We start from the raw sequence: 14,066 nt of genomic DNA on the forward strand, positions 1-14,066 counted from the left end.
CTCATAAATCCAACCTCAGTAACAGGTTGCCATGGCACAGGCTGTATCGAGCATGCGATTTGAAAAGCCCCATTCGTTGTCATACCAGCTCAGGATTCGCACCATACCCCCATCGGTCAGACGCGTTTGCTGGGTGGCAAAGATCGAAGAGTGCGGATCGTGGTTGAAATCGGCCGAAACCAGAGGCTCGTCCGTCACCGCCAGAACACCACGCATGTCACCTAAGGCTGCGTCTCGAATGGCGTCGTTGATGGCGTCGACCGTCACCTCGCGCTTTGGCATGAAGCAGAAGTCTACAGCCGAAACATTCGGTGTGGGCACCCGGATCGCAGATCCGTCCAGTTTTCCTTTGAGTTGAGGAAGAACTTCACCGACAGCACGCGCGGCACCTGTCGAGGTCGGGATCATCGACATCGCGGCCGCGCGGGCGCGGTATAGATCTTTGTGCATCGTATCCAAAGTAGGCTGATCACCTGTGTAGGAATGCACTGTCGTCATGTAGCCGGTTTTGATCCCGAAGGCGTCGTCCAGAACCTTGGCAACTGGAGACAGACAGTTGGTTGTGCAACTTGCGTTCGACACAACGATCTCTTTGCCTGTCAGGCTTTTGTGATTCACGCCATACACGATGGTCTTGTCGGCACCCGATGCCGGTGCAGAGACCAAAACTTTCTTTGACCCATTGCCCAAGTGCTGGATGGCACTTTCGCGTTTTGTAAACAACCCGGTGCATTCAAGTGCGACGTCCACATCCTGCCAAGCCAGCTTGGCAGGGTCACGTTCTGCACTGACGCGTATCTCGCGCCCGCCAACAAGCAATGTGTTTCCATCAACCTGAATGTCCGTATCCAGCCGCCCGTGAACGCTGTCGTATTTCAACAAATGGGCGTTCGTCTCAATCGGGCCAAGATCATTGATGGCCACTACGGCGACATCATTCCGCCCTACCTCAACCAGAGACCTCAGGACACTGCGACCGATGCGGCCAAATCCGTTGATTGCTACTTTAACCGTCATTTTACTTCTCCAAAAATTTTAGAATGCCGCTTCGGATTGCGCATCGAGGGATTCTGACATCGACACGACACGCAGGATGTTTGTGGTACCTGCAGTGTTGAAAGGGATGCCCGCCGTTACCGCGATACGATCATCCTGACCGGCTAGCCCCATTGCACGCGCTGCACCAACCGCGGCTTTCACTGCGCCCTTGAAACGTATGGCGGGGTCGACCGGAGCGCAGGACAATCCCCAAACAAGGCCCAGTCTTCTGGCGACGGTCGGATCGGGGGTCAGTGCCAAAATCGGGACGCGCGGGCGTTCTCGTGCCGCTAGTGTCGCGGTCGACCCGGACATCGTGTAACAACAGATCGTTTTCAGCGCGGTCGTTTCGGCGATTTCCCGAGCAGCGGATGTAATCGCTTCGGACACTGTGTTCTTACAGGGGGTGCGGGCCGCTTCGATCGCTTCGAGATAGCCGGGATCCCGTTCCGTTTCTTCGGCAATTGCGTTCATCATCTGAACTGCATCTACCGGAAATTGCCCAGCTGCGGATTCTGCCGACAACATGACCGCATCCGCCCCGTCGTAAATGGCTGATGCGACATCAGACACTTCGGCGCGGGTGGGCACAGGGCTGCCGGTCATGCTTTCTAGCATCTGAGTTGCGACAATCACAGGTTTCCCGGCCGCGCGGCACGCCCGTACCATTTGCTTTTGTATTGCTGGAACCTTTTGGACCGGAAGCTCCACACCCAGATCGCCTCGCGCCACCATGATCGCGTCCGACGCATCCAGAATGGCGGGAAAACACTCGACAGCAGCCGGTTTTTCAATCTTGCTCAGAATGCGCGCCCGACCTCGGGCCAGACTGCGCGCTTCTTCTATGTCTTCGGGTCGTTGCACAAATGACAAGGCAAGCCATTCGACACCAAGCTCGCACACAAACTCTAGATCCTCCCGGTCCTTGTCGGACAACGCGGCCAAGGGAAGCACGACATCCGGGACATTCACGCCTTTGCGGTCGGAAATACGGCCTCCTACCACGACGCGGCACTCTGCGTGTTGGTCGGAGCAATCTGTCACCGACATGCGAATGAGACCGTCATTGACCAGTAGCGTTGCACCCGGTGTCAGAGCCCGGAAGATTTCCGGGTGCGGTATCTGAACACGACTTTCGTTCCCGGCTGTGTCTTCCAAATCAAACCGAAAGCTCTGCCCGTCGACCAACAGCGCACCGCCGCCTTCGAACACACCGCAGCGCAGTTTGGGGCCCTGAAGGTCGGCCAGAATACATATGGGCACGTTCATATCCGCTTCGACCTTGCGGATCGTGGCGTGCAGCCGTGCGATATCCTCGTGTCGTCCGTGGCTCATGTTCAGGCGGAACACATCTGCCCCTTCGGTCTTCAGGGCGCGGATGGTTTCATAGCTGCTTGAGGCAGGCCCAAGCGTAGCCACGACTTTGATGTTTCTGTTTCGGATCATACGGACCTTGCCCCCGAACCACATTGCGTTTGTTATCGCTAACAATCACCATTCGAGCTCAAAGTCAACATTTTCGCGCATTATTGTCGTTCTTTCATAGTGTTTAATGTTCGTTATTTCCAAAATATCTTGCAAATCTTACAAAAACCGCTCATATACCTTTGAATTCGAAGGATCAGAAACATGCTTGGCAAGAACCGAAAATCTGAGATTCTGCACATCGCTCAAATCGAAGGCACGATCCGGGTCGAAGATCTTGCCCGTCGCTTTGGGGTCGCCGAGCAGACCATCCGCCGCGACCTCGCGCATCTCTCCGACACAGGCCAACTGGAACGCGTTCACGGGGGCGCCGTCGTGTCTGCGGGGGTTGGAAATCTCGACTATGTGCAACGCCGCAACCGAAACACGGAAGGCAAGGCCAGAATTGGCAGAGAGTGCGCACTGAGCATTCCGAATGGCACAACCGTCTTCATCAACATCGGAACCACCACCGAGGCAGTAGCGCGTGAGCTGCTCAGCCACAAAGACCTGTTGGTTGTCACCAACAGTCTGAACACTGCCAACATCCTTGCAGCGAACCCGGATGTTGAGATCGTTGTCGCTGGTGGTTCGCTGCGGCGCACCGATGGTGGTCTGCTTGGTAACCTGACAACGCAGGTGGTGGATTTGTTCAAATTCGACCATGCAATCATCAGCTGCGCCGGGATCGATGCAGATTTGGATTTGCTGGATTTCGATTTTCAGGAAGTGCGCGCAACGAAATCGATCATACGCCAGTCGAAATCAACGTTTGTGGTTGCTGACAGCTCAAAAATGCTTCGCTCGGCCCCTGGCCGGATCGGGAACCTAGTCGATACCGATATCCTTTTCACAGACGCCCCGCTGCCGGACAGTATGATCGAGAAATCCCGCGAATTCGGCACGTCCATCAACGTCGTGCAACCCTGAGGCGCGGTCGCAAGGCGAAGGAAACACCCTGCAACCGCTCACCGTTTTGGTCAGCTGGCTAGTCGCTCAAACAGCCGCGCTACAGCTTCGGCGCCCGGGTCGACATGCCCCCGCAATTGCTCGGCGTTGATATATGACGCGCGACCAGCTCGGGCGCGCAGCATCGTCGCCGTTTTGTCAGCCCCTGCCCGCGCGGCAAGTGCTGCATCGGGAAGCCCGCCTTCCAGCTGGTCCAGTGCCGGTTTCAGCGCATCAATCATTGTCCGGTCGCCGGGTTGGGCACCGCCGATGTCCTGCATCCGCTGCAGACCAACATGCAACGCCTTCTGCATCGTTTCGCCGCTTGATGCCGCATCCCCCGCCGCAGCAAAGAAAATGGCGAGCAAAACGCCTGAGGACCCACCCATTGTCTGACTCAGCTCTTGCCCAATTGCGCGGTAGAGTTGCGTGTGATCTGCCAAAGGCAGCTTGTCCATCGCTGCGATCAAGGCGCGTGCCGCGCCTGCAAGAGTCGAACCCGTGTCGCCGTCCCCGGATTTGGCATCCAGCGCGTTCAGATCACTCTCGGCCGCAATCAATATCTCGCAGCACCGCGTCAGGAATGACCGCGTCTCGGCGTGATCTGAGGCCAAAGGCTTAATCGGTTTCAGACCATCCGGGAGTTCGAGCACAGGAACGTCGACCAATGCGTTTACACCGGGCCATGCGCTCAGGTGTGTTTTGGTCTGCAACGCCATCAGATCCTCGGTGGGCGCCGGATAGACAGAGATCGAAAACCCTCGCATTTCAAGTGATGTCATCATCGTCGCAGGCCCAACGATATGGCTGATCTGCTGCCCGATCGACGAATGCTTAAGTTCATGCGCCAGAATGGACATTTCCAGCACTGAAGCCCCGCCAAGGTTGTTCAGCAAAGCAACATAGCGCTGGTCGGGGTCCATCTTTGCTCCCAACTTTTCCACCATCATGGCGATGGCGGTTTTAGCATCCGAGTATTCGACCTGATCAATTCCGGCCTCGCCATGGATGCCAAGGCCCAATTCGGCCTTGCCGCTTGGAATACGATCCTCTTTCGGTGCGCCGGGCACCGTACATGTATCGAGCGACATCCCGATGGAGGATGTGCCCGCGATTACACGCTCTGCGGCAGCCGTCACCGCATTGAGGTCGGCGCCATTCTCGGCCAATGCCCCCGCGATTTTATGCACGAACAGCGTACCCGCAACGCCGCGCGCCTGAGGCAGGTCAGGCAACGCGACGTCATCATCCACAATGACCATATTTACATTGAGCCCAAAGGCGCGTGCGCGTTCGGCCGCGAGGCCAAAGTTCAAGCGATCGCCGGTGTAGTTCTTGACGATAACCAGGCACCCCGCAGGTCCGGTGACGGCCAAAATTCCGGCCAGCACCGCATCGACCGACGGCGACGCAAATACGTCACCACACACCGCTGCGGTCAACATGCCTTCGCCAACGAACCCTGCGTGCGCTGGTTCGTGACCCGACCCCCCGCCAGAGACCAGCGCAACCTTCGACTTGTCCCAGTCCATGCGCACGACCACCCTGATATGCGGATAGCCGTCCAGCCGGGCAAGGCGACCACCCGATGTTGCGATAACGCCGTCAACGGCTTCGGCAACGATTTCTTCTTTTTTGTTGATAAAATGGGTCATTTCAGCCTCTTTTTACTGAATCCGGACGCCTTCGGCGTCGAAGAAAAACGGGTTGTTCGGAGCAATCTTGACGATATCGCCGCTTCTAAGCGAGGTGTGCGCGTCGGTCACGGTAATCAGATCATGATCTCTGAAAGACAGATGCAATCTGGTCTGATCACCCAGATGTTCGACCCGCGTGACAAGGCTGTCCTGTCCGTCGCCCTGTCCGATCTGTTCGGGGCGCAGGCCAATGGATTGAGCCCCGGTCGGCGCGTGACCAAAGATATCGGCAGGCAGAATGTTGATCCGGGGCTGACCAAGGCGACTGGCCGCATAGATGCTGACGGGGGCTTCGTAGATCTCCCGCGGCGTGCCAAACTGGATCAGTTTGCCGTTGTCCAGAACACCCACATGGGTTGCCATGGTCATCGCCTCGACCTGATCGTGTGTCACATACAGCAGCGTCGCGCCGCTATCCGCCTGAATGCTTTTCAGCTCAATCCGCAGATCGGCGCGCAGCTTCGCATCCAATGAGCTTAGAGGTTCGTCCATCAGATAGACTTCGGGATTTCTCACCAAGGCACGACCGATTGAAACCCGCTGCATTTCCCCACCCGACAAGGCGGTCGCCTTGTTTTCAAGCTTGTGCGCGATCTGCAACGTCTCGGCCACGCGCTGCACCTTGATCCTGATCTCGTCCTCGGGTGTCTTCAGCAACGGAGACCGCAGCGGAAACGCCAGATTTTCATAGACCGTCAAATGCGGGTACAGCGAGTATTGCTGAAACACCATGGCGACGTTGCGCTGCGCCGGGGTCAACCCGGTCAGGGATTGGCCGTTCATCAGGACATCGCCCTCGTCCGGCCTGTCCAGCCCGGAAACCATGCGCAGTGACGTTGTCTTGCCTGCACCCGTTGGTCCAAGCAGGACGACAAAGGCCCCATCCGGGATTGTCATTGATACGTTATCCAAAGCGACCGTATCGCCATAGGCTTTTGTCACATTGCGAAGCTCGACCTCAGCCATGGTTCAGAACTCCTTCGTTTCCGGCGGACAACAGTGCCCTGCCCTTTTCTGTTTCAAACACCGTGATCGTACGTTCATCAAAATGCAGGCCCGTTTTTGCACCCACATGAACACGATCACTGGATGGGATACGCGCTTTGATCTCGCCATTCGGGGTGTTCAGCGTCACGATCTGAGTCGTGCCAAGGTATTCAGTCGCCATCACCTCACCGCGATAGCTGGAGCTGTCGTCCAGATGAACATGTTCAGGCCGAACGCCAAGCGCCAGATCGCCACGCGCACCGCCATGTTGCTCAGGGATGCGGATTTGGCTGTCACCCAAATCGACCGAGGTGGTTCCGCTGCCAACAATACCGCGAAAATTCAGGAAGTTCATGGAAGGTGAGCCGATGAAACTGGCAACGAACATCGTGGCAGGCCAGTCGTAGATGTCTTGCGGTACACCGAATTGTTCGACAACGCCGTGATTCATGACAACGATCTTGTCACCCATCTGCATCGCCTCAAGCTGATCATGGGTCACGTAGACGGTGGTGGCCCCCATCCGGTCATGCAATGCCCGCAGTTCCTCGGACATATGCTCGCGGAATTCTGCATCCAGCGCACCCAGTGGTTCATCCATGAAAAACGCCTTGGGATCGCGCACGATGGCGCGGCCAAGCGCAACGCGCTGGCGGTCGCCACCGGACAGCCCTCCAACTGGTTTCTTGAGAATGTCGGTGATCCCCAGAATCTGGGCAACCTCATCCACTTTCTTTTTCACCTGCGCCTTGGGCATGCCCTGACTCAACAGCGGATAGCTGATGTTCTTGCCCACATTCATATGCGGATAGAGCGCAAACATCTGGAACACAAAGGCGATATCGCGCTGGCTGGCGGGTTTCATGCCCACCTCTTCCCCGTCGATATAGATCTCGCCGCTGGTGGGCAGCTCAAGCCCGGCCATCATGCGCAACGTCGTGGTTTTGCCGCAGCCCGAGGGGCCAAGCAGCATGAAGAACTCGCCGTCTTCGATGGTGAAACTCGACGATTGGACAGCCGTGAACGCCCCGAATTCCTTGCGCACGTTTTCAATTCTGATCTGTGCCATGTGTTTACTCCGGGAAGTGGCTGACGATGATGAACATCACCGTGCCGATCAGCGTGACAATGAAGGAATAGGTGAACAGCGCCAGCACAAAGGGCTGCATCAGCATGATGACGCCCAACGCGATGAGGATCGAGGCCACCATTTCCCAAGGACCACGGCGCAGCCGCAGCAGGCCATTGATGAAGGTACTCATTTGCGAACCGCTCCGAATGTGATGCCGCGCAGCAGATGCTTGCGCAGAAGGATGGTGAAGACCATGACCGGCACCAGGAAGATCGTCGCCCCGGCGGCCACGGCGGGCCAGTCCTTGCCGCCAACGCCGATGATGGTCGGGATGAAGGGCGGCGCGGTTTGCGCAGTGCCCGAGGTCAGCAGGACAGCAAAAGCGTATTCGTTCCAGGCAAAGATCAAGCAGAAGATCGCGGTCGAGGCGATGCCGGTGGCCGCTTGCGGAAGTACCACTTTGTAGAAGGCCTGAAAACGGGTGTAACCGTCGATCAGCGCGGCCTCTTCATATTCTACCGGGATCTCGTCGATGAATCCTTTCAGCAGCCAGACCGACAGGGACAGGTTTACCGCTGTATAAAGCAGGATCATGCCCAGATGCGTGTCGTTCAGACCCAGTTGCCGGAACATCAGGAAGATTGGGATCGCAACGGCAATCGGCGGCATCATCCGGGTCGACAGGATGAAGAACAACAGATCATCCTTGAGCGGCACCCGGAACCGGCTGAACGCATAAGCCGCAGCCGTGCCCAGCACCATGCACAGGAAAGTTGACCCAAACCCGATGATGACCGAATTCAGGAACCGCTCGCCATAGCGCGACGCGCCGGTGATCACCTGCCCCTGCTCGCGCACCATTTCATCGTACCAAGTCTCTGGCGGCGGTAGCGCGGCCAGGTCATCCTGGTTGAGGCGCGTGCGCTGGGTGAACAGGTTGACGTAGCCTTCCAGCGTCGGCTCGAACACGACTTTGGGCGGATATGCGATAGAGTCTGCAGGGGATTTGAACCCGGTGGCGATGATCCACATCAGCGGTAGTATCGTGATGAGCGCATACAGTATGACTGCACTTCCGGCGATCCACTTCGTCCGGTTGGACGGCTCAGTGACAGAAAAGCTCATCTTTCTTTTACCTTATTCAGGGCTTTGACGTAGATCGAAGCCAATCCAAAGACGGTGACGAACAGGATGACCGCATAGGCCGACGAATAACCGGTGCGCCATTTCTCGAACGCCTCACGCTTCAGGTCGATCGACGTCAGGGTTGTGGTGTTGCCTGGGCCGCCGCCGGTCAGTTGCACCACAAGGTCGAACATCTTGAAGTTTTCGATGCCCCGGAACAACACGGCCAGCATCAGGAAAGGTAGCGCCATCGGGATCGTAATCGTCCAGAACTGCCGCCATTTGCTGGCGCGGTCGCATTCAGCGGCTTCATAGATCGAGTCCGGGATCGAACGCAGCCCAGCCAGACAGATCAGCATAACGAAGGGCGTCCACATCCACGTATCGGCGATCACAATCGCCCAGGGGGCCAGATGCACGTCCCCGATCATCGAGAAGCTGGACGGATCGCCGCCCGTAAAGAATGTCACCACATAGTTGAACAGACCGATTTGCGGCTGATACAGGAACGTCCAGAAATTACCGACGACAGCAGGGCTGAGCATCATCGGGAACACGATAACCGTGGTCCACATGTCGTTGCCCTTGAATTTCATGTTGATCAGATAGGCCAGTGCAAAGCCGATCAGCACCTGCAAGACAATGGTCCAGATCAAAAAATGCGCGGTGGCCTGCATCGTCATCCACGTATCGCTGTCGGTCAGAATACGCTCGTAATTGCGCAGGCCGACAAAGTCGATTTCACGGTTGGGGCGGTTCACCCTGTAGTTGGTAAAGCTCAGCCGGATGGTCCAGATCAGCGGAAAGATGTTGACCGCCAGCAGCAAAAAGATGGACGGCGCGACGAATATCCAGGCGATGGCCCGATCTGACAGCCCGCGCACTTTCCGCGCCAAAGGCTCGGGCGTCGCATCAGCGATCTTATCCATCGGTGTATGTATCATGGTTCTGATCCTCATCGAAGACCACAACAGGGCCCCCGAAGCTGGCAAGGTGCCCCCGGTTGATCAATCGCCAACCGGGAGAGAGGGAGAGCCGGGCACAATCAAGCGCCCGACAGGGAGGGAGGTCAGATTTTGCCTTCGTCTTCAAATGTCTCGGTCCAATCGTCGACCAAGCCATCCAAAGCGTCTTTTGCCGTGCCGTTGCCTGCGATCACATAGTCATGAACGCGCTGCTGCATCGCCAGCAGCAGTTCCGCATAGGCCGGTTCTGCCCAAAAGTCCTTAACGATTGCCATCGAGTCCAGGAAGGTTTGCGCGTAAGGCTGACTGGTTGCAAAGCCGGGATCTTCGACCACAGCTTTCAGTGCCGAATAGCCGCCAAGTTCCCACCAACGGGCCTGAATTTCAGGTTGTGCGAACCATTTGATGTATTCCAGCGCAGCATCTTGCTTGTCCGAGTAGGATACGACCGAAATGCCCTGCCCACCCAACTGCGCAAACTGGCCACTCGGGCCTGCGGGGTTGGGGAAATAACCGGATTTGCCACCACCCACATTCGGGTCGGCTTCAACACCTGGCCAGATGAAGGCAAAGTTCATCTGCAAGGCCACCTGACCGGATTTGTAGGCATCGATATTCTCGCCCATATACCAGTTTGAAGACCCCGGAGGCGTCGCGGTGTCGTACAGCTCTTTGTAGAACTCCAGACCCGCAACGGCTTCATCCGAATTTACGAAACCGTCAAGCTCATAGGGGCTGTCAGGGTTGCCGTATTCGAACCCGTAATTGTAGAGCGCGTTCGTCACGCCCATGGTGATGCCTTCGGAGCCGCGTTCCGTATAGATCGCGGCACCGTAAACCGTGGTGCCGTCGATATCGCGACCCTGGAAAAACTGAGCGATGTCTTTCAACTCGTCCAATGAATTGGGCACGTCCAGATCACGGCCATATTTCTCTTTGAACTCGGCCTGCAATTCCGGGCGCTCAAACCAGTCCTTGCGGTAGGTCCAACCCACGACGTCGCCAAAGGCGGGCAGCGCCCAGTAATTCGGCGTGTTCTTGGGCCATTCGGCATAGCCGGTCACAGTCGCGGGGATGAAATCATCCATCGTGATGCCTTCGGCGTCAAAAAAGTCGTTCAGCTTAACGTAGTGACCATTTTCGGCGCCGCCCCCGATCCACTGGCTGTCACCGATCATCAGATCGCAAAGCTTGCCCCCGGAATTCAACTCGTTCAGCATACGATCCGCAAAGTTGGGCCACGGTACGAATTCGAAATTCATGCTATGGCCGGATTTTTCCTCGAAGTCCTTGCTGAGTTCGATCAGGGCATTCGCCGGATCCCAGGATGCCCAGCACAGGGTCAGGTCCTCGGCCTTGGCGGCGCTGGTTGCGCCGATCAAGGCGGCTGTGGCCACGGTAAATTTCAGTTTCGCATTCATCTGGTAACTCCTCCCGTCTGTGTTGCGCCGATTCCTCTGGCGGCGACTCAATTGTGGAGTCAGTTCTAAATGAGGTACGTACCTCAGATCAAGAAAATTCTGAGGTACGTACCTCAATATGCTTGCATGCACCTTGAAAATGGGTGACTATTTTCCAATCTGCCAAGCGAAAAACACATAATGCGCCCAACAACCAAAGATCTTGCAAAAGCCGCAGGCGTCAGCCTTGCCACCGTCGATCGCGTTCTGAACAAACGCTCCGGCGTTCGAAAAAAAACGGTCGAAGCCGTCAATGAAGCGATTGATAAAATTGGATTTGTGCGCAACCTGTCGGCCGCCAATCTCGCAAAAAGCAGGCAATACAGGTTCCGTTTCTTGCTTCCACGGCGTGGTGATCTTTTCATATCCGAATTGCAGGATCGCATCTCTGAGGCCAACGCGGGATTTTCAGCTGAAGGAATGGATATTGCGCATCAGGAAATTTCGCAGGCCGATCCCCACCTGATCACCAAAGCGCTGCTCAAAATCAGTCCCGAGGATGTCGACGGCGTCGCCTTGATGGTACCAGAATCCCCTCAGGTGCGCGACGCCGCAGCCAGGCTTCAGGAGAAAGGCGTTCATGTCGTTCATCTGATTTCCGGTCAGCAAAACCTGTCCGACATGGATTTCGTCGGCATCGACAACCACGCAGCCGGTGCGACCGCGGCCCGGTTGATCGGGCGGTTCATCTGCGGTCGTCAGGGTAAGGTCATGGTCGTATCGGAAACCATGAACGCGCGCGACAGTCTTGAGCGCCGCCGCGGCTTTGACCAGATCCTGTCTCGGGATTTTCCCAATCTGACCACCCTGCCCTCGTTGGAAACGCACGGGGACGAAGCCCGAGCGCATGAGATAATCTCGAACACATTCGCCAACAATTCCGATATTGTCGCGGCCTATGTCATGAGTTCCGAAGCACGCATGCCGCTGAACGCGGTGTCTCAAAAGACCGATCCGAATACGCTGACCATCATCGCGCATGAGCTGACGGACCGCACCCGCAAAGCCCTTGTGACGGGCGAGCTGGACGCCGTAATAGCCCAGGACCCAGGCCACCTGGTGCGTAGTTCGGTTCGCTTGCTGCGCGCACGCTGCGACAAACGAGAGATCATGAAGTCACAGGAACAGATCCGCATCGAGATTCTGCTTCAGGAAAACCTGTTACCTCTACAATGCCCCAACACGCCTGCCGGATAGCTGGAGTGCCAAACTGCGCCCCGTAAAGCCTGAAACTTCTCGCCGTTCAGCGGGCCGGTTCTCTTTTGAATTTCAAACCGTTACGCCTTGCAGAGCCTGTTCCCGCGACAATTCAACCCGCGTACCTTCCATCAGGATTTCACCACGCCGCAACACAACGAAACGGTCGGCAAGATCATAGGCGAAATCGAAATATTGCTCGACCAGAACGATCGCCATATCGCCCTTTGCCCTAAGATGACGGATCACTTCTCCTATCTGCTGGATGATGTTGGGCTGAATGCCTTCGGTCGGTTCGTACAACAGCAATAGATTCGGCTTGGTGATCAGCGCCCGCGCGATGGCCAGTTGTTGTTGCTGGCCGCCCGACAAGTCACCACCGCGCCGGTTCTGCATTTTCTTGAGCACCGGGAACAGTTCGATGATTTCATCCGGTATGAAATGCTCGCTGGTGGGCAGGCAGGCAAAGCCGGTTTCCAGATTCTCGCGCACGGTCAGTAAGGGGAAAACCTCACGCCCTTGCGGAACATAGGCCACCCCTTTCCACGCCATCTTGTGCGCGGGCAGGATACCGAGGTCTGCGCCGTTGAAGACGACGTCACCGCCCGAACGTGGATGAGTGCCCGAGATCGCCTTGATCAGGCTGGTTTTGCCCACGCCATTGGTGCCCATGACGCAGGTCACCTCGCCCTGCGCGGCCTCCATCGAGACACCGTGGAGGACTTGCGAATGCCCGTAATGCAGGGTCGGATCGTTCAGTTGCAGCATGGTTCAGCGCCCCAGATAGACGTCGATGACGTCCTGATTTAAAGTGACATGGCCCAGAGAGCCTTCGGCCAGAACCGAGCCTTCGTGCAGCACCGTGACCTTGCAGTTCAGACGGCGGACAAATTCCATGTCGTGTTCCACCACAACCACCGCGCGGGACTTGGATGCCTGCACCAGCAGGTCAGTCGTGTGTTCGCGCTCTTGCGGGGTCATGCCGGCGGCGAGTTCGTCGACCAGCAACCGTCACACCCCATGTCAGATTGAACAGAACCGCCTGCTGATCCGGCATGATCACGTCATCCGCGACATGCTCGAGAAACTGGGCGCAGAGATTAAGGAAACGGTCGAACCCTTCACTCCTGAGGGCGGCGCTTATGGTCACGGCAGGACTCATGGCCACGCCCACTGACACCGATATCCTGACCCTGGCGCAATGGCTGTCGCCCGCCTATCCGGTGGGCAGTTTCGCCTATTCGCACGGGCTGGAATGGGCGGTCGAAAGCGGCGCTGTTACCAAAGCGCGAGACACAGGTGAATGGGTTTCTGATGTGATCGAACATGGCTCGGGCCACAATGATTGCGTGTTTTTGGCAGCGGCGTACCGGGCAGATACGCCCGCAACGCTGGCCGAAATAGATCAAACCGTCCGCGCATTGAGCGCCTCGTCCGAGCGTCTGATGGAAACGCGATTGCTGGGAGAGGCGTTCTGTGGCGTGACCTCGAACGTCTGGGCGCTGGACATGGCCACCCTGACCTACCCTGTCGCGCTCGGCCATGCAGCTGCCGTCAGAAACCTGCCGCTAGACTTGACAGCGCAGATGTTCCTTCAGGCCTTCATGGCCAACTTAGTGGCTTGCGCGACGCGATTGGTGCCTCTGGGGCAGACCGATGGTCAGCGACTGATCCGCTATCTTACCCCTATGTGTCAGCGCGTGGCAACCGAAGGGATTGAAACCGAGCTGGACGATCTGACCTCGACCGCTTTCCTGTCCGACATCGCGTCGATGAAACACGAAACTCAGTATTCAAGGATGTTCCGAACATGAGCAGCATGAACGGCCCCCTGCGCGTGGGCATCGGTGGCCCGGTGGGCGCAGGCAAACCCACCCTGACCGCCGCCCTGTCCGAAGCTTTGCGCGACAAGGTCTCACTCGGCGTGATCACCAACGACATTTACACGCGCGAGGATGCCGAGGCGCTGATGCGCCTGCAAATCCTGCCGCAGGACCGGATCATCGGCGAGGAAACCGGCGGCTGCCCGCATACGGCCATCCGAGAGGATGCTTCGATCAACCTGGCCGCAGTGGCCGAGATGCAGGCCCGCCACCCGGATGTCGAAGTCGTT

General features: G+C 57.1%; 14 protein-coding genes and 2 pseudogenes. 5 read left to right on the forward strand and 11 right to left on the reverse strand.

Features of this window, described 5'->3' with window-relative positions; genetic code table 11:
• Positions 1-15: 15 nt before the first annotated feature.
• Together gap and pyk are read right to left on the reverse strand one after the other, a co-directional pair.
• Positions 16-1,017, reverse strand: coding sequence for a type I glyceraldehyde-3-phosphate dehydrogenase (gene gap, locus ACR0K4_RS22545; RefSeq protein ID WP_480522247.1), 1,002 nt, complete (start codon positions 1,015-1,017; stop codon positions 16-18).
• An 18-nt stretch (positions 1,018-1,035) separates the two neighbouring features.
• Positions 1,036-2,484, reverse strand: coding sequence for a pyruvate kinase (gene pyk, locus ACR0K4_RS22550; protein ID WP_480855865.1), 1,449 nt, complete (start codon positions 2,482-2,484; stop codon positions 1,036-1,038).
• Positions 2,485-2,667: 183 nt separating this feature from the next.
• Between pyk and ACR0K4_RS22555 the strand changes: the two genes are divergently transcribed.
• Positions 2,668-3,432, forward strand: a complete 765-nt coding sequence (locus ACR0K4_RS22555; protein ID WP_480855866.1) for a DeoR/GlpR family DNA-binding transcription regulator — start codon at positions 2,668-2,670, stop codon at positions 3,430-3,432.
• A 50-nt stretch (positions 3,433-3,482) separates the two neighbouring features.
• Here the strand turns inward: ACR0K4_RS22555 and ACR0K4_RS22560 are convergent, their stop codons facing one another.
• The 7 genes from ACR0K4_RS22560 to ACR0K4_RS22590 all read right to left on the reverse strand — a co-directional run bounded on the left by ACR0K4_RS22560 (position 3,483) and on the right by ACR0K4_RS22590 (position 10,717).
• On the reverse strand, positions 3,483-5,105 hold the full coding sequence (locus ACR0K4_RS22560) for a dihydroxyacetone kinase subunit DhaK (protein ID WP_480855867.1): 1,623 nt from the start codon (positions 5,103-5,105) through the stop codon (positions 3,483-3,485).
• A 12-nt stretch (positions 5,106-5,117) separates the two neighbouring features.
• Positions 5,118-6,113, reverse strand: a complete 996-nt coding sequence (locus ACR0K4_RS22565; RefSeq protein ID WP_480855868.1) for an ABC transporter ATP-binding protein — start codon at positions 6,111-6,113, stop codon at positions 5,118-5,120.
• Positions 6,106-7,203, reverse strand: coding sequence for an ABC transporter ATP-binding protein (locus ACR0K4_RS22570; protein WP_480855869.1), 1,098 nt, complete (start codon positions 7,201-7,203; stop codon positions 6,106-6,108). The genes ACR0K4_RS22565 and ACR0K4_RS22570 overlap by 8 nt, the downstream gene beginning before the upstream one ends.
• A gap of 4 nt (positions 7,204-7,207) precedes the next feature.
• On the reverse strand, positions 7,208-7,396 hold the full coding sequence (locus ACR0K4_RS22575) for a hypothetical protein (RefSeq protein ID WP_171212768.1): 189 nt from the start codon (positions 7,394-7,396) through the stop codon (positions 7,208-7,210).
• Entirely contained in the window at positions 7,393-8,331 is a 939-nt protein-coding gene (locus ACR0K4_RS22580; RefSeq protein ID WP_480855870.1) for a carbohydrate ABC transporter permease, read from the reverse strand. The genes ACR0K4_RS22575 and ACR0K4_RS22580 overlap by 4 nt, the downstream gene beginning before the upstream one ends.
• Complete coding sequence (locus ACR0K4_RS22585) at positions 8,328-9,275, reverse strand: carbohydrate ABC transporter permease (protein ID WP_480855871.1); 948 nt, start codon at positions 9,273-9,275, stop codon at positions 8,328-8,330. Before ACR0K4_RS22585 ends, ACR0K4_RS22580 begins: the two co-directional genes overlap by 4 nt.
• A gap of 125 nt (positions 9,276-9,400) precedes the next feature.
• Positions 9,401-10,717 (reverse strand): ABC transporter substrate-binding protein, encoded by a 1,317-nt coding sequence (locus ACR0K4_RS22590; RefSeq protein WP_480855872.1) that lies wholly within the window; start codon positions 10,715-10,717, stop codon positions 9,401-9,403.
• 180 nt (positions 10,718-10,897) lie between these two features.
• On the opposite strand from ACR0K4_RS22590, the gene ACR0K4_RS22595 reads away from it, so the two are divergent.
• The gene (locus ACR0K4_RS22595; RefSeq protein ID WP_480855873.1) at positions 10,898-11,953 is read left to right on the forward strand and encodes a LacI family DNA-binding transcriptional regulator; all 1,056 of its coding nucleotides are present in this window, start codon (positions 10,898-10,900) and stop codon (positions 11,951-11,953) included.
• A 72-nt stretch (positions 11,954-12,025) separates the two neighbouring features.
• Here ACR0K4_RS22595 and urtE read toward each other — a convergent pair whose 3' ends face one another.
• Both urtE and ACR0K4_RS22605 read right to left on the reverse strand, forming a co-directional pair.
• Positions 12,026-12,721, reverse strand: coding sequence for an urea ABC transporter ATP-binding subunit UrtE (gene urtE / locus ACR0K4_RS22600; protein ID WP_480855874.1), 696 nt, complete (start codon positions 12,719-12,721; stop codon positions 12,026-12,028).
• 3 nt (positions 12,722-12,724) lie between these two features.
• A pseudogene (locus ACR0K4_RS22605) lies at positions 12,725-12,961 on the reverse strand (ABC transporter ATP-binding protein); the annotation flags it as partial.
• Between ACR0K4_RS22605 and ACR0K4_RS22610 the strand changes: the two are divergent.
• The 3 genes and pseudogenes from ACR0K4_RS22610 to ACR0K4_RS22620 form a co-directional block, all read left to right on the forward strand.
• A pseudogene (locus ACR0K4_RS22610) lies at positions 12,960-13,130 on the forward strand (urease accessory protein UreE C-terminal domain-containing protein); the annotation flags it as partial. The pseudogenes ACR0K4_RS22605 and ACR0K4_RS22610 sit on opposite strands and share 2 nt — an antisense overlap.
• Entirely contained in the window at positions 13,114-13,767 is a 654-nt protein-coding gene (locus ACR0K4_RS22615; RefSeq protein ID WP_480855875.1) for an urease accessory protein UreF, read from the forward strand. The pseudogene ACR0K4_RS22610 and the gene ACR0K4_RS22615, both read left to right, overlap by 17 nt.
• The coding region (locus ACR0K4_RS22620) for a GTP-binding protein (protein ID WP_480855876.1) at positions 13,764-14,066 on the forward strand (303 nt) is incomplete at its 3' end. The genes ACR0K4_RS22615 and ACR0K4_RS22620, both read left to right, overlap by 4 nt.

This window comes from Ruegeria sp. K11, assembly GCF_056531905.1.

What these genes read in the sequence shown, in the direction of transcription:
- ACR0K4_RS22580 (WP_480855870.1), bottom strand. Translation starts at nt 8,331, where the DNA reads ATGAGCTTTTCTGTCACTGAGCCGTCCAACCGGACGAAGTGGATCGCC.
- ACR0K4_RS22555 (WP_480855866.1), top strand. Translation starts at nt 2,668, where the DNA reads ATGCTTGGCAAGAACCGAAAATCTGAGATTCTGCACATCGCTCAAATC.
- urtE (WP_480855874.1), bottom strand. Translation starts at nt 12,721, where the DNA reads ATGCTGCAACTGAACGATCCGACCCTGCATTACGGGCATTCGCAAGTC.
- ACR0K4_RS22575 (WP_171212768.1), bottom strand. Translation starts at nt 7,396, where the DNA reads ATGAGTACCTTCATCAATGGCCTGCTGCGGCTGCGCCGTGGTCCTTGG.
- ACR0K4_RS22615 (WP_480855875.1), top strand. Translation starts at nt 13,114, where the DNA reads ATGGCCACGCCCACTGACACCGATATCCTGACCCTGGCGCAATGGCTG.
- pyk (WP_480855865.1), bottom strand. Translation starts at nt 2,484, where the DNA reads ATGATCCGAAACAGAAACATCAAAGTCGTGGCTACGCTTGGGCCTGCC.
- ACR0K4_RS22560 (WP_480855867.1), bottom strand. Translation starts at nt 5,105, where the DNA reads ATGACCCATTTTATCAACAAAAAAGAAGAAATCGTTGCCGAAGCCGTT.
- ACR0K4_RS22585 (WP_480855871.1), bottom strand. Translation starts at nt 9,275, where the DNA reads ATGATACATACACCGATGGATAAGATCGCTGATGCGACGCCCGAGCCT.
- ACR0K4_RS22565 (WP_480855868.1), bottom strand. Translation starts at nt 6,113, where the DNA reads ATGGCTGAGGTCGAGCTTCGCAATGTGACAAAAGCCTATGGCGATACG.
- ACR0K4_RS22590 (WP_480855872.1), bottom strand. Translation starts at nt 10,717, where the DNA reads ATGAATGCGAAACTGAAATTTACCGTGGCCACAGCCGCCTTGATCGGC.
- ACR0K4_RS22595 (WP_480855873.1), top strand. Translation starts at nt 10,898, where the DNA reads ATGCGCCCAACAACCAAAGATCTTGCAAAAGCCGCAGGCGTCAGCCTT.
- ACR0K4_RS22570 (WP_480855869.1), bottom strand. Translation starts at nt 7,203, where the DNA reads ATGGCACAGATCAGAATTGAAAACGTGCGCAAGGAATTCGGGGCGTTC.
- gap (WP_480522247.1), bottom strand. Translation starts at nt 1,017, where the DNA reads ATGACGGTTAAAGTAGCAATCAACGGATTTGGCCGCATCGGTCGCAGT.